Source organism: Microcoleus sp. LAD1_D5 (assembly GCF_036702115.1).
GTDB lineage: Bacteria > Cyanobacteriota > Cyanobacteriia > Cyanobacteriales > Microcoleaceae > Microcoleus.
Window position 1 is genome coordinate 1 of the sequence record NZ_JAUBSA010000048.1, and the last position, 20,469, is coordinate 20,469.

The following is a 20,469-nucleotide window of genomic DNA, read 5'->3' on the forward strand; positions in this document are numbered from 1 at the left end:
CTGCTTTCTATTATGCCATCAGCTTAGCCAGACAATTGCCTGAGTATTTATACTGATCGCCAAAGTGGGATGCTCCCTTTTAGCTTAACCAATCAAGTCGTTAGCGAAGCCCTCATAGACGATCGCACTTTTTACCAACTCCTCAGCATTCAACCCACTTGCCGAATTCCATTAAGAAACTCTGTCCTTGCCTCAATCCTTGAAGGCATTAAAATGCAACGCACCAGCAATTCTAAATCCAATTCCGGCAGCAACTCACTTCTTGAAGCTTGCTCATAATTATCCTCCCGCAACCCATACACAGCCAACTGATTATTTTCCCAAAACCAGACTTCAGGAATGCGAAGTCGCAGATATTTAGCTAGTTTATTTGTGCTACCGCTAGTCATCGTTACTTCCACGGCTAAAGCGGGATGCTCTTTTCTTGAACCTATATAATAAGACTCGTCTGGTTCAAATGATACATCTCTTGCCCGGTCTCTGCGAGTTGCACTCCCTACAGGAATATATTCAATTCCCATTTCACAAAAGTAGAGTTGTAGCAAAAAATTAAGAATACAACTGATTGTCTCATGTGCTTCACCCAGTGTCATAAACTCGATCCACCCATCAAGATAAGTTATCCGCAAACCCGGAGAGTCGGCCATCAAAGATTCGAGAGCCTCAAATTGCTCCCAACTATAATAACCAGGGAGAACCAATCGCTGTTCCGCAAGCGTACCTATTTCTTCTAAAAGTTGTGCTGTCATAGGTATCACCATCCTATTTGAATATTACTAGCCCCTACCCAGCACAAACCAGGCAGGGGCATTCACTCACATTCTAACTTAATGAACTAGCTCGATCGCCCTTTTAGTCAACGCCTCAGCAGTCAACCCATTAAACGCCATCAACTGACCAGCACTAGCAGTAGTTTCCCCCCGCTTCCAAGCGAAAGTATCCCGCTTGCAATTGCTGCGGAGCATCACAGGTTCCAACATCCCAGAAGCACCGCCTGTCACGCCAATCAAGGCATCTCCGCCAAACAATTCGGCAAATTTCTCATCGCTCAAAAAGCCGCCGTCAGCTTCCGAACAAGTATCCCAAGCAACATCGCCTTGACGGTACAAACGCCGGGGGTTCACAACAGAAACAATCCGCACTCCAATCCCTTCTGTTTCCAAAAATGCTGCCGCTTCAAACACTGGCATTAACGTCATGTCACCGACAACTGCAAACACAACTTTTTTGCTCCCCCCTTGATTGTGGGGAGCTTGCGGGGAATCGACTTCGTGCAGCACTATTGCACCGTCTTGCAAACCTTGGCGAGTTTGTTCAAAAGTAGTGCGAATTGGCAGTGGCGACTTGCTTGCAGTAATCACAACTCCCTTATTTTTAGCAGCCAAAGCCCACTCGTAACAAGCTTGAATACTGTTAGCATCCGGTGGAAACAAAGGAAACACATTTCCGTTCCGCATCATCGCCGCAAAATAAGCCTCTATTTCCGGCCGCTGGTGCGTCCAACCGTTACGACCTTGTTCCAATGCACCCGCTGTAAATAAGGTGACAGTTGCCGGAGTTGGACGGCGCAATTCTGCCATTGCTTGGGTTACAGTTTGCCAAATTGGTAAACCGTTAATAGCAAAAGATTCGTAGGAACACCACAAACTCCGCGCTCCGAATAGCGATAAACCTACGGCTAAACCAGCGCAAGCATCTTCGCTCAAAGGTTCATAAACTTGACCGTTTGGCGACTGATTGTACAGGTCATCTGTCGTCGGGTGAATAATCTTAAGAGCTTGGTTGATATTGGCAATTGCCGATGCTTCGTTGCCGTCAGCATTAGTGACAAGAAAAGTACGATCGCGCTCGCCCACTTTCCCTACCAAAACCCCCATTGCTGTTGTCGAAATCTTCGGTTCTCCCCCAACTGCAAATTCTTCCAAAGGCAATTCGCCTAAATCTGCCAGCGGCAATGTAAACTCAGTAACAACTGTTTTCGCCGCCGGCCCGCCGCCGGCCCGCTCGCAATTTGTCCGCACCAAATCCCACGCAGCAGCAGTCAAAGCGCGCTCTTTTAAAGCACTGATAATGTGCGGAGCATCCAGCGTATCTTTCGGATAAAGGTTGTGAGATTTTGCTCCGCGCGCGTGGACGCCGGCCCCTTTCAACTGTTTGATAATAAACACAGTTAATTTGCCGCCGAGAGCAGATTTTGCCGCTTTGTCAACTCCTTGTAAAACAGCTTTGGTAAATGCCATGCGCTGTTCGAGCGAAAAAGCAGTGCTGTCTACATAATCTTCCGGTTGATTTTTATCGTCAAATTCCTTAGCATCAACTAAGATAACTTCTTCAAAACCGTTGCCTTGCCAATAAGCAATCATTTCAGCATTAGTTTTAGTCGAAACCATGCTGTGATGTTCCTGAGAATATCCGTTCCAAACCAACACAGGCAAAAAGTTAGTAACGCTCGGATAAGCAGTGTGAAAATGTCCCATGCTGCTCATCGGATAGGGTTCGCCCATGCCACCGTCGCCCATTGTGAAAGCAAACAGTTTTTCGCGGTGCAAAAACGCTCCAGCCATTGCGAAATGCTGCCCTTGTCCGAGGGGACCCGCCGGTGCTAAAAGGCCGGGAATGAAACCGGAAAGATGTCCTAACAAACCGTCTTTTTCTCGGAATTTATCGCGCACTTGCTGCACGTTAAAAATTCCCATATCCTCCAAAGATCGATCGAGAAACATGGCGCTGTAAAAGCCGGGGGCGTGATGGCCGACTTCGGTGACAATGTTCTTGTGTCCGAGCATCACCAAAGCGGCATAAGCCTCAGCTTGGCTAGCAAAACCCCCCGGATGTCCCGATGCCTTGCTGGCGGTAACTTGCAGCGTCAGGTAGCGCAGGGCGTCTGCTCCCAGCATTGTTTGAAAGACGGCGACGGGATCGGCAGGATCGGCGATCGACTTGCTCCCCTCGGCGATCGCAGGTGTTTTCCCATAAGTATCAAAACCAGGGACTGTTTCAGAAAAATATTGAATGCCTTCGCAAAAAGCGGGCGTTGTTGACGTTGCCTGCGGGGTAGTTGCTGTCATGCTTGATACCGGAAAAATTTGAGTTGGATTAATGTAAGAGTAATTTTATAGCTTCCGTGTTCCAAAAAATCATGAGTTCTATTATGTCAGTGATAAATAAGTAAAATATCTCACTTTTTCAGCTAATAAGTAGTTGTTTGAGAACCCCGACTTTTTTAATAAATCGGGGTTCTGTGTTTACCCATTACTAATCCCTCTAAAATCTCCAATCGCAAATCTAAAATTGTTCCAGCCGTTCCCGGACATCGATATAAAGCACAGTACCGCTTTCAGAAAGAGAAGGCACAGCCTTTTGATTCCGCAGCCAAACAAAAAAACTGCTCAGTGCAGGAGTCGGATCTTGATCGCGGCGCAGCGTGTAGATCAAACCTTCGCAAGGCCCATTAACGCGGCTAGTCGTGCAAATCGCTTTCTGGTTATTTATAATACCCACCGTGACATAATTTAGCTGTTTATTGCGGTTATAATTCTCAAGGCGCTGAGTCACTTGTTGGCAGCGAGTTAGAGGATCGTAGCCCGAACTAGAAAAGAAATTAGAATTCCAGCGAATCCAAGGCTCTCTGAATCCTTGCGGATTTTGATACACAGTCACCGGCTCGCCCGTTGAGGTATCGCACACAAATCCTCCATAACCCTGATTCGGTTGGTTTTGACCAGAGGCGCTGCTGATAGAAAGATTGCTGAGGATATCAAAGCCGTTACGCTTATTTTGTGATAGCAACTCCCTAAAAGCATCGATCGGGATTGCCGCGTTCAAGCCCGTTTTTATCTCCTCAATCTGACCGTTCCACTGACTCCTAATTGTGCCAACAGTATCCCCCTGGCCGTGAATTCCTACCACCCTGCCATCAGCATCAAATACAGGCCCGCCGCTCATCCCGCGCCTGGTTACAGCTTGGTAGCGTAGACGATACCCTGATGAGGCGCTGCCCAAGCGAGAAGAGATGATACCAGCAGTAAACTCAAGTTTTCGTTCAAATCCCGAAATTGGCAGCGGATAGCCAGAAACGTAAATAGCAGAACCCACAACAGCACGTTCTGACTCGCCCATTGGTGCTACTGGATACTGTTCTCGGCTTTGAAATTGTATCAAAGCCAAGTCTATATCCGTGTCATTTTTCGGTAGGCGCTGTATTCTAATCGCAGCATAATCCTTTTCCAAATGAGTGCGAATGCTGTATTTTTGAGCGAGGCTTGCCACTACATGATTAGCTGTCAGAACAGTGTAAATATTACCCTGTTTGGCAATAATTACTCCCGATCCACTAGCAAAAAAACCCAGCGTATTGTTGACTTCTACAGTTGTCAATGTCGCTAGCTGGGCAATTTCTTCGGCTGTTTTGGCACAGGCAGCATATTGTTGGCTGACAACCGCCGTCACTGTTAATGCACCTGTCAAGATGATTGTCAGCGCGTCAAACCGCAAACTCCACACATTCATCGATAACTCCCTAGATGAAACGAGGCGAACTGCTATATACTAATCGGAATTCCCCAACTGGATTTAACCATTTTCTCCAATAATTCCGCTGTTGGTTCACTTCCCTCTTCAAAAGCATAGACGCCAAAATTTGGATCTCGATACTTGCCCCTACCGTTAATCCCAACCAAGAAACCTTTGGCATTAAAAATCGGGTCGCCACTCATACCGATTTTAACCTCATTTGTATAGCCCAAGCTATAACCTTGAGGCAAAGATTTGGGTAGCAGCACCGAAACGAAGCCCGCGTCACCGCCAAAGCCCCAACCTCAGCACCCGTAGGAAAGCCGGCTGCCAGCACGGGAGCAGACACCGCTCCTGGCTCTATGCTGACGGGTGCTATTTTATACTAGATCGCGCTGCGAAACTGAACGATCGCCCGATCGGTATCCCCAGCGGTCGGTGCAGGAGGCCGTCACCCGTGACAATTGTCCGATCGCCCCTGTCGAAAGCCACAAAGTGCCAGCAACAGCACCCTATAGGTTCGATCGCCCCAAAAGGAGAAGATTTCGCTTAAGGCAGTCTCGACGGCGGGGAAAAAGAGGGCTGTTGCGCCTCATCCTCCGTGTTTTCCCCTAACTTTTTCCTGACATCAATGTAAGGAATTTTACTGGTTTCATCAAAAGACGGCATCCCGACATATCCTTGGCGCCAAGCCAACAAATTATACAACGAGCCGATCGGGTCTTGGCCGGGTCTGAGGGTATAAATCAAATTTTGACACCGCCCATTGACTTGATTCGCCGTGCAGATGACGTTCTGGCCGTTCATCTGGCCGGCAGTAATGTACTTAAGCATTCGTTGGCGGCGATAGATTTCGAGGCGTTGACTCACTAATTGGCACCGAGTTGCCGGATCGTAGCCAGAACCGGAGAAATAATCGGAAGTCCACTCAATCCAAGGCTCTACGGCACCTTGATGGTTTTTGTACACCGTCACCGGCGCCCCGGTCGAGGTGTTACACCAAAATCCATTTTCCCCCGGTACTCGCCTACCGTAACTCGGTCCAGAAGCAACCGTCAGGGCGCTGAGGGCGATCGCTGTTGCCACCAAAACTTTTGTCAATAATTGCTGTTTCATGATGTTCTCACTCTTTTTGATGGGATTCGACACAAAAATCACCGAATGCTGCGATAACACCCTTGACACGCCTGTTCGTTAAAGATCCGCTGACTGAGGAATTATGTGATTCGCGACTTGACCAGAAACCAGTTTTTTTTACGAAAACACTTCGTTGCAGCCGTTATGCCTGGTTAAACAACCCGGTTTCTTTGCTCTCAATGCGTAAGTTTTGATATTGTTCGCGACTTGCACATTCCCTCTAACCGCGATTTCGGCGCTGTTAAAAAAGCGCTCCGAAGCCGAGCTTAAAATGCGCGCGCCAGTCGGAATTCTGTCCTCTTTACTACTAATCCAGCTCGGACTGTCGCAAACCGGAAAGAGGCTCTTTACCTCAGATCTTGGAATGGCTCGAATTGCAACGGTACATCACACCTACTGACACGGTATTTGATATCACTGTGCGATCGGGGCCCCTAGCTTTATCTGCTGAGATACGGAGACGGCAGGGTTGCACAAATGAGGACTAATACTTCCTGTGCCAGATTGATCGAACATGAAAATGAAGGTATTGACCAGAACTCTTAACTTGTTTTCATCTCCGTATTACGGATACCTAGAAATACTTCTAAGTGAGTGCGATCAGGGACTAACTGCTTTCTACTACCAAAATTTACCCTCCATACACTGACGTTTAGTAAAGTATTAAAAACTATGAACCGTATCTGCAAACAGTTAGGATATTTAGGCGTTTGGTTAATTTTGATGGGCGGTAGCAGTTGTTCTAGCTCAGATGCAGCTACCTCAACCGAAAACCAGAGCCAACTCTCCCGAAGCGCCCATCAGTTTCAACAGCTACAGCTAACGGGAAATCAAATTGAGGCTCGATCGAGTCAATTAACGCAGCCTTATAACTCTGTTGCCTCAGTTTTAGGCAGTGCTGCCCTCTCAGAAAATACTGCCACCGTTACGGTTTATAAGGTAGACAATTTGTGTCAAACTCTGATGCCGGAAACAGTTACAGGCCCAGAGAACCAGTTAATGTCATCGGCGGTTAATGAAGTGTTAAAGCAGGAGATTTTCGATAGTCTTGGTTTGGCTGGTTATCGCGTCAAGCTCGATCGCGACCTCGGAATAGCTACCGTGGATCTTCGTGCATCGGGAAGTTCACGGCAGAAATTGCAAAATCTGTCCAGTTGTCAAATGTTAGGTTTGTTCGGGGGCGTGCGCCAAACTTTAACCAGTTATGCTCCTTGGCAAATCAAAACTGTTCGTTTTACAGAGCTTGGACAGGATATTTTGAGCACCGTTCGAGAATAAGCTATTAAAATTATTGGAGATGGGACTTACGCAATTCTCCCCTTAAAAACAAGGGTTGGGAGGGATTGAACAAACCTTCAAACCCTTTGAGATTTGTTGATCCTGCTAAGTCCTGTGATCCAAACCCAGGTAATTCCTATGACACTACCTAACGGCCCCAAAGCTCCACCCCTTGTGCAGCTAATTCAATGGATCAGCGATCCGCTGACATTCATGGATAAATGTGCCAAACAATACGGCGACATTTTCACAGCTCAAGTGAACAACGGGAAACCATTGGTGATGATCAACCACCCGCAAGCTGTCCAGGAGATGCTCAACAGCAACGCGCTTCACGCTCCAGGCCGCCTGAACAGCCTCCTAAAACCCTTGATGGGAGAACAATCCATGATTCTCCTCTCAGGAGAAAGGCACAAACGATCGCGCCAATTATTGATGCCACCCTTTCACGGGGAACGGATGCGGAACTACGGCCAACTAATTTGCGATATCGCTCAAGATGTTGCCAGCAAGTGGTCGGTTGATCGACCTTTTGTGGCCCGCAGCGCGATGCAGGAAGTCACCATGCGGGTAATCTTACAAGCTGTCTTCGGCCTGGATGACGGGCCGCGGTTGGAAGAGATCAAGCCCCTACTTACCTCAGTCCTGGATATGACTGGTTCTCCGTTGCGATCGAGTATGCTGTTTTTCGGCTGGATGCAGCAAGATTGGGGTTCTTGGAGTCCTTGGGGACGCATGAAACAGCGGAAGCAGAAACTTGACGATCTGATATATGCCGAAATTGAAGAACGCAGGCTGCAACCAGACGCCAACCGCACCGACATTCTCAGCTTAATGATGGCCGCCCGCGACGAAAACGGGCAACCAATGACCAATGAAGAATTGCGCGACGAGTTGATGACGCTGCTGCTTGCAGGCCACGAAACCACAGCAACCGCCCTAGCTTGGGCGTTTTACTGGATTCACCACTTGCCCTCGGTGCGCCAGAAGTTGCTGCAAGAATTGGACAGTTTGGGAGAAAATCCCGACCCGATGGAGATTTTCCGCTTACCTTACCTGAGTGCAGTTTGTCAGGAGACGCTGCGAATTTACCCGGTCGCAATGCTGACGTTTTCGCGAGAAGTGCTCACCCCCGTGGAACTGATGGGACATCAACTCGAACCGGGCACGGTTGTCCTCGGCTCGATTTATTTGATCCACAGGCGGGAGGATTTGTATCCAGAACCGCTGCAATTTAAACCGGAACGGTTTTTGGAGAGACAATTCTCGCCTTACGAGTATTTGCCCTTTGGAGGTGGCAGCCGCCGCTGTATCGGGTTGGCGCTGGCGCAGTTGGAGATGAAACTGGTGCTGGCAACCATTTTGCGGGATTTCGACCTAGTATTGGCCGAGAAAAAGCCCGTACAGGCCAAACGCCGAGGGGTGACTTTAGGCCCTGCCGGCGGCGTGCGGATGGCCCTGCTGGGGCGGCGGATGCCGCAGCAGAAGCCTGAACCTGTTGCTAGTGGGGTTTAAAGTCGCAGCCGTTGCAGCGGGCGATCAAACTTTCTGCTTTGAGTGCCCACCATTTAGGAAGAAGGTGCGATCGTCCGCCAATGCCACCATTTTTTGTAGCACCCGCTACAGATAAACAGCTAGAATCCTTAACCTGTAACCCTCGCCCCCTCTCACTTTTCAAATTTTCAGTCTAAAATGATATGAACCTTGCAAACACAGCCTGAAAGCAAAAGTGGGTGATTGCAATAGTCCTCTTGATATCTCAAAAGCCTGCCTGCCATACTTTAAAAACATATGCATACCCTGTTATTCAGCAAGGTCGGAAGCGTGTTGGCATTGCCAGCAATCTTCCGGCCTCTTTATTTTTTGCGGTACTTGAGGCATTGGAGACAAGATGCAGAAGGCAAAGCAAAAGTATAAATTCTCCCCCTGTCCTCATCTCCCCTCTCCCCAATCTAGAGCTTCTGCCTCTAATTCCAATAGAATCCGACAGCAAGTTTAAGGAATCACTAAGGAATAATTAATAACTTGTTAAATTATCTCCTTCTGCCCTTCTCTCAATCTTCTGTTTTCAGAAATTCCGATACCGAGACAGACTTCGGGAGACTCTCCAGATCTTGAATTTCGCTTTCGTGGGCAAAAAACTCGACTTCTTTGTCGTCAATCTGGATCTGATAGCTAGCGGTAGCTGTCACAACCCGTCGCTTTTTTTTATCTTCTATTAAAACCCAACACACTACAGGTCTTACCCATCTCTCAACGTGCTGGCTTTGCTTTGTACTTCCAAAGGCATACCAGCCTTTAGCTTCAATAATTTGAAGCACTTTAAAATCGTTATTTGCCATATATATCTCTATCGTGTTAACTTCAGTATTTTTCTTAGATAGAACGGCAGCCTTGCTAAGCAGGACAAGAGTTAGGAAATTCCCAGCCGCACTTGAAAACCTGATTTTTAGTCAGGATAAGGGGGTTGGCAGGGCCTTGTCTGCGTTGTTGCCTGCTAAATTTAGTGCGAGCTTTTTTGTACTCTCCCACAATTACCGTAAAGTATCTATACCGCCGCGTCAAAAATTAGCCTCACAGTAGCATCAATAGCAGCAAACTAGACCTTAGCTAGCTGCATCTAAGTGGATGCCACCTGCTTCTAACGCCTGGTTGGTGAGAGCGCTCGCTATACAATCCTGTTCAGACTTTTTGCTGCAATCAACTGTCCTTTTTGCCTGATGAGGTAAAACTTAACTAGAGATTGCCGCTTTTAATTTTAAGCCTCGGCGCGCCTAATTCCTAATTAATTGTATGGTGTAGTTGATAATTGCCAAACCGTCGATCGCACTCAACAGCCGTGTCTAACTCATCGATTACCATCACCGTTAAACTGTTCGCCGCCTTCGGTGAAGCCTACGGCGTTTCGGAACTTACATTAGAACTTCCTCCCGAAACCCCAGTGTCTCAAGTGCTCGAAAGCTCGATCGCCCAATATCCTCAATTAGAACAATGGCGCGATCGCACCCGCTTCGGCCTCAACCTGGAATTCGTCTCCCCCGACACCATCCTCCAAGACGGCGATGAAGTTGTCCTCATCCCCCCCGTCAGTGGCGGGTAGGCTAAGTTGGTTAATCAAAAATTCGAGTTTTTGTAGTTGTGTTCGATCGCACGACTGCCCAATTGTTAGCCCAAACAAGATTTATTAAGTTTTGTAACAATTCCGTCGGCAAATCATCCTTGAGATCGCTCAGGCTCGCGTGCAGGCCTGATAATCCAGATTCCCAGCCCGATCCTGAAAACAAGTCAAATCCTTGTGGGGAGTACGGGTTGGGTGTCTCGCCCGCCCAAATATCAAAGTTAAATACACCACTGTTTAACTGAAAAGTAACTGGAAAATCAATCCCGACTAAAAAAGTCGGGTATAGTTGACGGGCTAAATTGACCGTGCTAATCTTGCACAAGACTAAGAAAACATCGCAAAACTAGAGAGTTGAGCTATGACCCAGGCCACCAGAACACAATCCACAGCAGCAACCTTCACAGCCCTCAAATGTAAAGAATGCGGCGAAGAGTACGAACTCCAAGCCAAGCACGTCTGCGATTGCTGTTTTGGCCCGCTTGAAGTCAAGTACGACTACGACGCCATCCGCCGCACCGTCACTCGCCAAACCATCCAAGCCGGCCCCAACTCGATCTGGCGCTACCGCGCATTTTTACCAGTCGCTACAGATAACGTCATCGATGTCGGCACTGGGATGACTCCTCTATTAAAATCCCACCGCTTGGCGCGCCGCCTCGGTCTAAAAAATCTTTATATTAAAAACGATGCCGTCAATATGCCCACTCTCAGCTTTAAAGACAGAGTGGTGTCAGTCGCCCTCAGCAGAGCGAGAGAATTGGGTTTCACAACGGTATCCTGTGCCAGCACCGGCAATTTAGCTAACTCCACCGCTGCGATCGCCGCCCACGCCGGACTCGACTGCGTAGTCTTCATCCCCTCCGACTTAGAAGCAGGCAAAGTCCTCGGCACTCTAATTTACAATCCAACTGTCATGGCAGTTCACGGCAACTACGACCAAGTTAACCGTCTCTGTTGCGAAGTCGCCAATACACATGGCTGGGGATTTGTCAATATCAACTTGCGTCCCTACTACTCCGAAGGCTCAAAAACCCTCGGCTACGAAGTTGCCGAACAGCTAGGCTGGCAATTGCCGGATCACATCGTCGCTCCCCTCGCCTCCGGCTCTTTGTTCACAAAAATTTACAAAGGTTTTCAAGAATTCATCGAAGTCGGTTTAGTTGATGAAAAGAAAGTTCGGTTCAGCGGCGCTCAAGCTGACGGCTGTTCCCCCATCGCCCAAGCATTCCGCGAAGAACGTGATTTCGTGAAACCGGTGAAACCGAATACAATTGCTAAGTCGATCGCGATCGGCAATCCAGCCGACGGTATGTACGCCTTGGAAATCGCCCGCAAAACCAACGGCAACATTGAATCCGTCAGCGACACCGAAATCATCGAAGGCATGAAACTGCTAGCAGAAACAGAAGGCATCTTCACTGAAACCGCAGGCGGCACGACAATCGCAGTCTTGAAGAAACTCGTAGAAGCAGGTAAAATCAATCCCGATGAAACCACCGTCGCTTACATCACCGGCAACGGTTTGAAAACGCAAGAAGCAGTTCAAGGCTACATCGGCGAACCCATCACCCTCGAACCGAAACTAGAAGCGTTCGAGCGCGCCCTAGAACGCGCCCGCACGCTCGAACGCTTAGAATGGCAACAAGTTTCGGTTTAACAGCTATTAGTCAGTAGTCAGTAGTCATTAGTCATTAGTTGTTGACTGATGATTACTGACTGATCACTGATGACTAATGACTGAGGACTAATAACTAATAAATGACTACTGACTAAGGACTAAAAAAATGACCGTCAAAGTTTTAATTCCCACTCCCCTGCAAAAATTTACCAACAATCAAGCCACCATCGAATGCGCCGGCGATAACATTTCCGAACTAATTGAATCGCTGGAAACAAATTGTCCCGGCATCAAAAAAAGCCTGTGCGACGAAAAGGGAGAACCCCGCAGATTTCTCAACTTCTACGTCAACAGCGAAGACATCCGCTTTTTGGATGGCTCAAAAACAGCCCTTCAAGATGGCGATGAAGTCAGCATTGTTCCTGCCGTTGCTGGTGGCTGATTAATTTTAAAATAAACGCAAGTGAACGCAGATAGATTTAAATAACTATCTGCGTTCACTTGCGTTTATTTACGGTTAAAAAACAACTCCCTCGCTACCCGAGAAAATCCTACCAAATCCCGGATTTGGTAAGTAGCTGTCAGGCGGTGTAATCATTCCAATACAACCGGAATTCATAGCAGGAGTTATATCATTTCCGGTTACACCGGAATGATGTTGACGGTTGACGGTTGACAGTGAACAGTGAACTCCAATTTACTATTCCGATGCTAACGGATGTGATATTACATCGATCTATACTGACGTTTTTTGAGGTAGAGCTAGTTATGAAATCAAATCTAGGTTTGTAGTGGCGCTTTGGTACCCAAGCGCCACTACAAACCTAAAACTTATTTCTTTGTTCGCAGTGCGTCAGGGAATTATCGCCCTAAGAAGCTGCCCTTGCCGCAGTCCGGGGACGGCGCCGGCCCGTCACCTGATTGGCAGGAGATGGCACGGGTGGCGATGATGGCGATGATGGCGATGATGGCGATGATGGCGATGATAATAGCTTAGGTGCTTCCAGGGCACCTGAAGATACTGCTGCTTTTTCCGATCGCACTGCTTCTTCAGGAATCTGCATCAGGAATACCAGCAACGGATTGCTTTGCAGTTCCCGGCGCATCACTCGCTGAATTGCTTTTTCTATTTGGGTTTGCACTCCTACCCAGTCAATGTCAACTTGCGAGTCAGCAGTGGCGGGTTTGACAAATTCTGACCAGCGATCGCTCAAAACTGTTTCAATGGTTTGAGTGATTAATTTGATCACCTCTGCCCGATCGGCTGATGTCACTACACCTTTCAAGTGGACTTCTGGTTTGGCAACTAATTTGCCTTCCCAATTCAAAGCCGCCGCTACAGTTACAACGCCATCTCCGGCCAACTGCTGACGTTCCTTGAGGACGCTGGCTTTGACAACGCCCGATCGAGAAGCATCTACCAATTCAATTCCTGAAGGCACTTGACCAGCGACTCGCATTGAATTTTCGGTCAACTCTACGACATCGCCGTTGTCAATAATCACCATATTGCTAGCAGGAATGCCCATGCTTTGAGCCGTCTTGGAGTGCTGGATCAGCATCCGGTGTTCCCCGTGCACTGGCAAGAAGAACTTGGGACGAGTCATGTTAATCATTAACTTTTGGTCTTCTTGACAACCGTGACCCGAAACGTGAATGCCTTTGTCGCGGCCGTAAACCACGTGTGCTCCCAGCATCATCAGTTTATCGATCGTGTTTACCACTGCGATCGTATTTCCGGGAATCGGATTAGCTGAGAAAATGACAGTATCGCCCTTTCTGATTTTCAGTTCGTGATGTTCGCCGTTAGCAATGCGAGTCATCGCCGCCATCGGTTCGCCTTGCGAACCTGTAGTTAAAATCAGTACCTTGTCTTCAGCCAAATTGCGGATTTCTTTCAGCGGTTTGAAAATACTATCTTCGCATTTGATGTAGCCGAGATTGCGGCAGTGAGCGATGACGTTAAGCATCGACCGGCCAACCACTCCGACATACCGATTGTTTTTCTTAGCCAAGTCCAAAACAATTTGCAATCGGTGTACCGACGAAGCAAAAGTCGTCAGCAGCACTCTTCCCGGTGCTTGAGCGATAATTCTGTCTAAATTCGGCGCCACAGAACTTTCCGAAGCGGTAAAACCGGGAACTTCCGAGTTAGTAGAATCGCTAATCAAGCACAACACGCCTCTTTCGCCGTACTCCGCCAGCTTTTGCAAATCAAAATGCTCGCCGTCTACAGGAGTGTGGTCAATTTTAAAGTCTCCGGTGTGGATCACAATTCCCACGGGAGTGTGAATTGCCACCGTAAAACTGTCAGCCATCGAGTGAGTGTTGCGAATGTATTCGACTAAGAAATTCTTGCCAATTCTGACAGTATCCCTGGGTCGAACCGTTCTCAATTCTGTGCGGTGAGACACTCCGGCTTCTTCGATTTTTCCGGCTAGCAAAGCCATCGCCAAACGGGGGCCGTAGATGACAGGAATTTCAAATTGTTTGAGGTGATAAGGGATACCGCCTATGTGGTCTTCGTGACCGTGAGTCACGATCATACCTTTAATTTTGTGGCTGTTTTCCCGCAGGTAAGTCATGTCTGGAAGGACAATATTTACGCCGTGCATTCCATCTGTCGGGAACGCTAAACCGGCATCTAAAAGAATGATTTCGTCGCCGTACTCGAACACACAAGTGTTTTTACCGATTTCGTGCAGCCCGCCGAGGGGAATAACTTTTAGAGCAGATGCAGTTGTATTTTTGATCATGCGTATCCTTTGTTAGTTATTTTTGTTATTGGTCTGTTAACTGTTGACTGTTGACTGTTGACTGTTGACTGTTGTCTGTCGTCTGTCGCCTACTGTCTATACCTCTCCAATAATCCCTGTTGAACAGGCATCCTGCCTGTTCAAGACAAGCTTTTTGGGAGGTGTTTATCTGTTGTTCGTTGATGGGGGCGATTTTTTCCAAGATATTTGTGGAAAACTCCCCTACGGGGTTTTACTCTCCCGTACAGTCAGTTGCCTCCAATCCTCAATCAGCAATTCTTAATTATCAGCTAATAACTCATAGCTCCTAACCAATGACTGATGATTAATGATTGATGACAACTAAATATTCAGTTGTCTGAAAACTCGTTCTCGCCTATCTAGTCTGGCTAGCTGATACCTGTGCTAACTGACTCAGTACGTCCTTTAACTTTTGAGTTACCTCAACGGGCGGATCGCACAGGGGCGGACGGGTGGAGCCTACATCCCAGCCTTGAAGTTTGAGAGCTGTCTTGACGAGAATGGGATTTGTGGTGAGAAAAAGAGCTTTAAACAGGTCAAAAAGTTGCAAGTGAATCTGGGTAGCGACTTGAACTTGACCGGTCTCGAAAGCTTTTATCATCTGTTGCAGTTGCTCTCCTACCAGATGGCTGGCTACGCTAACTACACCAGATCCTCCTACCGCCAACATTGGCAAAGTTAGGGAATCATCTCCAGAATAAATGGCAAATTCAGGGGATGTCAAGCACCGAATTTGACTTGCTTGATCCAAGTTGCCACTTGCTTCTTTTACGGCCACAATGTTGGGGATTGCTGCCAACCGAGCCACCGTCTCCGGCAACATATTCTGACCAGTGCGACCGGGGATGTTATATAACATTATAGGCAATTCTGGAGCAGATTGCGCGATCGCCCGAAAATGATTATATAAACCTTCTTGCGGGGGTTTGTTGTAATAAGGAACGACCTGCAAACAACCATCTAACCCGAGTTTAGCTGCTTTTTGGGTAGCTGCTACTGCTTCTGAAGTAGAATTCGATCCGGCTCCTGCGATTACCAACGCCTTACCGACCACCGCCTTTTGTACCACCTGAAATAATTCGTACTCTTCATCCCAGGTCATAGTGGGAGACTCGCCAGTAGTGCCGCACACTACCAAGCTATCTGTACCGCGATCGGCTAAATGAACTGCCAATTGTTCTGCTACCGCATAGTTAACGCTGCCGTCTTCCTTAAACGGCGTAATCATTGCAGTCAGAACCCGTCCAAACTTTACCACACTTTCTCCGATTTTAGACTGTTGATGTTTGATTTTAAATTTTTGATTTCAGATGAAAGGTTTATCTAAAATCCCCAATTTCAATTTCCCAATTGCCAGGGTTCCCCTAATTTGAAGCCACCGCCACTTGGGTTCGCAACAAATTTTTTTCTACCAGCAACTCAGCTATCTGCACCGCATTTAGAGCCGCCCCTTTGCGAATTTGATCGCCCGACAGCCACATCTCCAACCCGCAGGGGTGAGAAATATCTTGGCGAATCCTGCCAACTAACACCTCATCCTTACCGCTGGCTTCAGCAGGCATCGGGAAATAATTAGCTTCCCAGTCTTCTACCAGCTTAACCCCGCTTGCCTGCTTTAAGATTTCCCTGGCCTCAATCGCGCTAAAAGGCTCTGCAAACTCTAGATTAATCGCTTCCGAATGAGCCCGGAGTACGGGAACCCGCACACAAGTTGCCGTAATTTTAATCTCGTCCGTACCAAATATCTTCCGAGTTTCGTTTACCATTTTCATCTCTTCTTCACAATACCCCAAATCATTAATCGGGGTGTTGTGGGGAAACAAATTAAATGCTAAGGGGTAGGGAAATATATCTGTTTTGGGCGTTTCCCCCTGCAAAATTGCTCTTGCTTGATCTTTCATTTCCTCCATTGCCCTCGCCCCCGCGCCGCTGGCTGACTGGTAAGTCGCTACAACGATGCGCTGTATCGGCCTAACTTTGTGAAGTGGCCAAACGGCAACTGCCATCAAAATAGTCGTGCAGTTGGGATTAGCAATTATACCTCGGTGAGCTGCTGCCGCTTGGGGATTGACTTCTGGAACTACTAGCGGTACGGTCGCATCCATGCGGAAAGCGCTAGAATTGTCAATTACCACCGCCCCGGCTGCCACCGCTTGCGGAGCCCATACTTTAGAAGTAGAGCCACCTGCCGAAGCGAGCACCAAATCTACATTATCAAACGATCGCGCCGAAACTGCTTCAACCGGCAGCATCTCACCGCCAAAAGGCAAAGTTGTGCCTGCTGAACGTTCCGAAGCCAGCAGCTTCAAGTTAGAAATCGGAAAACTCCGGCTGTGCAATAGTTCTAGCAACTCTGCCCCGACTGCGCCGGTAGCTCCTAAAATGGCAACTCGATAGGATTGAGACAAATTAGTTTCCTCCACAAATTAAAGTCTAAACGATCGAAATCAAAAATTTAAATAACTGCAATTCTCAATATCAAACTTAATTAATGTTATGCGATATCAGGAGCATGAGAGGATAGCAATGGTGCAGTTAACGGAAACGGCCGATCGAACTTCCCGATTGATCCGGGCGATCGTACCCACTGCCAGTTTAGCATCTTTTGCAGATCGCCCACGCCCAATCCGGATCCGGTTAAGTTTTGCGATATATCTGCATTTTCGCAGGCGCATCCATTGACTTTGACTGGCCGCAGAGGCCGGCAAGATTGACATCACAGGGCGATATGTGCTATGGTGCATCGGCAATTAGTGGACTTAACCTCCACATTCCTAGCAGCAAAAGCTAGTATCCTCAAACCAAAACTATTTGGCAAGAGCCAAAAAAGTAGCCGGCAATGACTTACAGTCTCATCCGGTAAAGGTGTTGTAGTTGTGCCGTTACGAGTCAAAACGTACAAAATTAAAATGCAGGCAAAGTCAGATTTGTATGTATTTTATCAAGGAAATTGGGTCTAAAACCCTGTCCTTCTAGGACGGCTTTAATTTCTTAAATCCCTTCCTAAAAGTCAGGAAATTTCTAGTATACTACAGTAGTCTAGGTTAAACTCCTGCGCCATAGTGCATAAAAACAGTTAACGACACACTTTGGCGCGTAAACCGGGGGACAAAGAGCGGCGAAAACTCTATAAACAGCTAGGGGCTTAACACAGTTCCTTTAACCAGAGAAACAAACTATTTAGTCTTGTTAAGTAGGGTAGGACATACCCGAACTCTAGGTAAATATCCTAGTACGCTTTTGGAGATAGACCCTCTGGGATGACTGCGAATCAGGCTCGTTAATTGGTAGGATTTCTACGGTTAAAAAGTTTGAGGATTGCCGAAAGGACGCAACATTTTAAGGTCAGTCGCTGAATTAAGAATCCCTGTCCTTTAGGTCAGGGAGTGTCAATACACTATTGTTAAATATCAAAAAAGCCGATGAAAGTAACCCAGGAAAAACTTCCAGCTAGCCAAATTGGTCTGGAAATCGAAGTACCGTCAGAAAAGTCAAAACAAGCTTACGAGCAAGTAATTAAACAATTTGCTCGCGAGGTTAATATTCCTGGGTTCCGCAAAGGCAAAGTTCCCCGTCAAGTTTTGCTACAGCGCCTAGGCCAGACTCGTTTGAAGGCGACGGCTTTGGAAAATTTGATTAATGATTCCCTGCAAAAAGCCCTCGAACAAGAAAAAATTGCCGCAATTGGCAGTTTTGAACTTCGCACCGAGTTTGAAGAATTACTAGCCAAGTTCGATCCAGAACAGCCTCTGATTTTTTCGGCGAAGGTTGATGTACAACCCGAAGTGAAAATGGGTCAGTACACAGGTTTGCAGCTTCAAGCAGAAGAAGCTAAGTATGATGAGGCTCAGGTAGATGAGGTACTGGCAAAATATCGATCGGACAAAGCTACTTTAATCCCCGTAGAAGGCCGGCCGGCTCAGTTGGGAGACACGGCTTTGGTTGATTTCGCCGGTAGATTTGCCGAAGCACCCGAAGGCGAAACTCCCGCAGAAATTCCCGGTGGCGAAGCAGAAGACTTCCAAGTAGAATTGTCGGAAAATCAGTTTGTACCGGGCTTTATCCAAGGCATGATCGGGATGAATCCAGGAGAAACGAGAGAAGTTTCTGTGCAGTTCCCCGAAGAGTATAGTAGTGAAGAACTAGCGGGAAAACCGGCAGTATTTACGATTACTCTCAAAGAACTTAAGGAAAAAGAATTGCCGGAGTTGGACGACGACTTCGCGCAAGAAGTCAGTGAGTTTGAAACTTTAGCAGAACTGCGCGAATCGCTCGAAACTCGGTTTAAAGCAGACCAAGAAAACAAGATATCAGCTAATAAGGAAAAAGCTATATCAGCAGCCCTCGCGCAGCTAATAGACGTGGAAATTCCCGAAACAATGGTCGATCGCGAAATCGATTATTTGTTGAATCAACAAGCCGTCCAATTGAAAAATTACGGCATAGATATCAACCAACTGTTTACGGAAGAAAATATGGGCCCGATGCGGGAACGCTCGCGCCCGGAAGCAGTCGAGCGCCTCAAGCAGAATTTAGCTCTGGCAGAAGTAGCCAAGCTGGAATCCTTATCTGTTGAACCAGCAGAAGTAGCAGCAGAAGTAGCAAAAATCAGAAAGCAGTTTCCCAAAGGAGATTTTGACCCCCAAAGGTTGCAGGAATTTGTAGCAGAAGACTTGCTCAAACAAAAAACCCTGAAATGGTTGGAAGAAAAAGGGACAATCGAACTCGTACCTGAAGGCTCTCTGACTCCTGCAGCAGCAGAATCAGAAGAATCGGACGCTGAAGATTCAGCAGAAGCAGCCACGAGCGTTGAAGTGGAAGTCGTAGGCGAAGATTAGGGCCCAGAATGAAAGTAGTAGGGACACCGCACGCCAGCCCTTCTTCGTGTCAACTTAACGTCAAACCAAGTCAGAGACGGCTATTTGATTGTTAAAGCCAGATCCCCCCTTAAGAAGGGGGGACAAGAAGCCTCTTTAAGTCCCCCTTCTTAAGGGGGATTTAGGGGGATCTAGACTTGGCGTAAAACCGAGATTTATCAAGGGTTTTAGCCTGGTTGTTGACACTAATGGGATCTTGGAGTGTCCCTACGGCGGGGATCGCTCGGGGGTATCTGAAGTGCGATCGAATTTTACGTTTAATGTCGAACTACTGTTGAATTCGGGTTAAATAGTCACAAGATTTTTGCTCGACTATGCCCAGCGCGGGCCAATGCCCCATTCCCAATTCCCCCATCTGGGTTCATTCGAGGCATAATAGTTAAAAGCTGGCGGCTTAATTTAAAGCTTTCATCAGCAGCAGCAAATTGTCTAGAATCCTTGACTGGTGTCTTATGGTTGTATCTCAATCTTCCAATTACCTAATTACAAGCTATAACGATTTTGATGTCAGTTCCAGCCCCAGCAATGTAGTGCCGATGGTACTAGAACAGTCGGGGATGGGCGAGCGGGCTTTTGACATTTACTCGCGCTTGCTGCGGGAGCGAATTGTGTTTTTAGCAGATCCCGTAACCGACGAGTTGGCTGGCACGATAGTGGCTCAGCTATTGTATCTAGATGCCGAAGACCCAGAAAAAGATGTCCAAATGTACATTAATTCCCCCGGCGGCTCGGTGACGGCCGGCATGGCAATTTATGACACAATGCAGCAAATCCGCCCGGATGTGGTGACGATTTGTTACGGTTTGGCAGCGAGTATGGGCGCATTTCTGCTGACAGCAGGAGCCCACGGTAAGCGGATGTCTCTTCCGAGTTCCCGGATTATGATTCACCAGCCACTCGGAGGCGCTCAAGGTCAAGCAGTTGATATTGAGATTCAAGCCAAGGAAATCCTTTATCATAAGCGTAAGCTGAATGAACTGCTAGCGCACCACACAGGTCAACCACTCGACAAATTAGAGGCTGATACAGAGCGCGACTTTTTTATGTCAGCCGAGGAAGCCAAAAATTACGGTTTGGTCGATCGAGTTATCGAAAAGGAAAACCTTCCGGCGGCGGGAGAGAATGTCACTCCACTGAAATAAGAGGCTG

17 protein-coding genes are annotated in these 20,469 nt (G+C 47.6%); 7 read left to right on the top strand and 10 right to left on the bottom strand.

Annotated features, from left to right (window positions below; translation table 11 throughout):
• Positions 1 to 149 precede the first annotated feature (149 nt).
• From QUA70_RS19010 to QUA70_RS19030, 5 genes are all read right to left on the bottom strand, one after another.
• Positions 150 to 749 carry a Uma2 family endonuclease gene (locus QUA70_RS19010; protein ID WP_333349251.1) on the bottom strand — a complete coding sequence of 200 codons (600 nt, stop codon included), beginning with the start codon at positions 747 to 749 and terminating at the stop codon, positions 150 to 152.
• Between the two features lie 78 nt (positions 750 to 827).
• A complete protein-coding gene (locus tag QUA70_RS19015) occupies positions 828 to 3,068 on the bottom strand; it encodes a phosphoketolase (RefSeq protein WP_333331133.1) in 2,241 nt (746 codons plus the stop codon).
• Positions 3,069 to 3,285: 217 nt separating this feature from the next.
• Positions 3,286 to 4,509, bottom strand: coding sequence for a COP23 domain-containing protein (locus QUA70_RS19020; RefSeq protein ID WP_333331131.1), 1,224 nt, complete (start codon positions 4,507 to 4,509; stop codon positions 3,286 to 3,288).
• Between the two features lie 32 nt (positions 4,510 to 4,541).
• Positions 4,542 to 4,781 carry a hypothetical protein gene (locus tag QUA70_RS19025; protein ID WP_333331128.1) on the bottom strand — a complete coding sequence of 80 codons (240 nt, stop codon included), beginning with the start codon at positions 4,779 to 4,781 and terminating at the stop codon, positions 4,542 to 4,544.
• A gap of 280 nt (positions 4,782 to 5,061) precedes the next feature.
• Positions 5,062 to 5,628, bottom strand: a complete 567-nt coding sequence (locus QUA70_RS19030) for a COP23 domain-containing protein (RefSeq protein WP_333331125.1) — start codon at positions 5,626 to 5,628, stop codon at positions 5,062 to 5,064.
• 693 nt (positions 5,629 to 6,321) lie between these two features.
• Here QUA70_RS19030 and QUA70_RS19035 point away from each other — a divergent pair.
• Positions 6,322 to 6,927 carry a hypothetical protein gene (locus tag QUA70_RS19035; protein WP_333349253.1) on the top strand — a complete coding sequence of 202 codons (606 nt, stop codon included), beginning with the start codon at positions 6,322 to 6,324 and terminating at the stop codon, positions 6,925 to 6,927.
• Positions 6,928 to 7,065: 138 nt separating this feature from the next.
• The gene (locus tag QUA70_RS19040) at positions 7,066 to 8,442 is read left to right on the top strand and encodes a cytochrome P450 (RefSeq protein ID WP_333349256.1); all 1,377 of its coding nucleotides are present in this window, start codon (positions 7,066 to 7,068) and stop codon (positions 8,440 to 8,442) included.
• On the opposite strand, the gene QUA70_RS19045 is transcribed toward QUA70_RS19040, so the two are convergent.
• Together QUA70_RS19045 and QUA70_RS19050 are read right to left on the bottom strand one after the other, a co-directional pair.
• Entirely contained in the window at positions 8,429 to 8,605 is a 177-nt protein-coding gene (locus QUA70_RS19045; RefSeq protein ID WP_333349258.1) for a hypothetical protein, read from the bottom strand. The genes QUA70_RS19040 and QUA70_RS19045 overlap by 14 nt on opposite strands.
• 376 nt (positions 8,606 to 8,981) lie before the next feature.
• The gene (locus QUA70_RS19050) at positions 8,982 to 9,269 is read right to left on the bottom strand and encodes a hypothetical protein (protein ID WP_006632921.1); all 288 of its coding nucleotides are present in this window, start codon (positions 9,267 to 9,269) and stop codon (positions 8,982 to 8,984) included.
• A 497-nt stretch (positions 9,270 to 9,766) separates the two neighbouring features.
• Between QUA70_RS19050 and QUA70_RS19055 the strand changes: the two genes are divergently transcribed.
• From QUA70_RS19055 to QUA70_RS19065, 3 genes are all read left to right on the top strand, one after another.
• The gene (locus QUA70_RS19055) at positions 9,767 to 10,027 is read left to right on the top strand and encodes a MoaD/ThiS family protein (protein WP_015179186.1); all 261 of its coding nucleotides are present in this window, start codon (positions 9,767 to 9,769) and stop codon (positions 10,025 to 10,027) included.
• Positions 10,028 to 10,406: 379 nt separating this feature from the next.
• A complete protein-coding gene (gene thrC / locus QUA70_RS19060; RefSeq protein WP_333331114.1) occupies positions 10,407 to 11,705 on the top strand; it encodes a threonine synthase in 1,299 nt (432 codons plus the stop codon).
• 127 nt (positions 11,706 to 11,832) lie between these two features.
• On the top strand, positions 11,833 to 12,108 hold the full coding sequence (locus tag QUA70_RS19065; RefSeq protein WP_006632924.1) for a MoaD/ThiS family protein: 276 nt from the start codon (positions 11,833 to 11,835) through the stop codon (positions 12,106 to 12,108).
• 427 nt (positions 12,109 to 12,535) lie between these two features.
• On the opposite strand, the gene QUA70_RS19070 is transcribed toward QUA70_RS19065, so the two are convergent.
• The 3 genes from QUA70_RS19070 to QUA70_RS19080 form a co-directional block, all read right to left on the bottom strand.
• Entirely contained in the window at positions 12,536 to 14,422 is a 1,887-nt protein-coding gene (locus QUA70_RS19070; protein WP_333331111.1) for a ribonuclease J, read from the bottom strand.
• A 376-nt stretch (positions 14,423 to 14,798) separates the two neighbouring features.
• On the bottom strand, positions 14,799 to 15,671 hold the full coding sequence (dapA, locus tag QUA70_RS19075) for a 4-hydroxy-tetrahydrodipicolinate synthase (protein ID WP_333331148.1): 873 nt from the start codon (positions 15,669 to 15,671) through the stop codon (positions 14,799 to 14,801).
• A gap of 136 nt (positions 15,672 to 15,807) precedes the next feature.
• Positions 15,808 to 16,851 carry an aspartate-semialdehyde dehydrogenase gene (locus QUA70_RS19080; protein WP_333349260.1) on the bottom strand — a complete coding sequence of 348 codons (1,044 nt, stop codon included), beginning with the start codon at positions 16,849 to 16,851 and terminating at the stop codon, positions 15,808 to 15,810.
• Between the two features lie 1,014 nt (positions 16,852 to 17,865).
• Between QUA70_RS19080 and tig the strand changes: the two genes are divergently transcribed.
• Together tig and clpP are read left to right on the top strand one after the other, a co-directional pair.
• Entirely contained in the window at positions 17,866 to 19,281 is a 1,416-nt protein-coding gene (gene tig, locus QUA70_RS19085) for a trigger factor (RefSeq protein WP_333331105.1), read from the top strand.
• A 491-nt stretch (positions 19,282 to 19,772) separates the two neighbouring features.
• On the top strand, positions 19,773 to 20,462 hold the full coding sequence (clpP, locus tag QUA70_RS19090) for an ATP-dependent Clp endopeptidase proteolytic subunit ClpP (RefSeq protein ID WP_333331102.1): 690 nt from the start codon (positions 19,773 to 19,775) through the stop codon (positions 20,460 to 20,462).
• Positions 20,463 to 20,469: the final 7 nt, after the last annotated feature.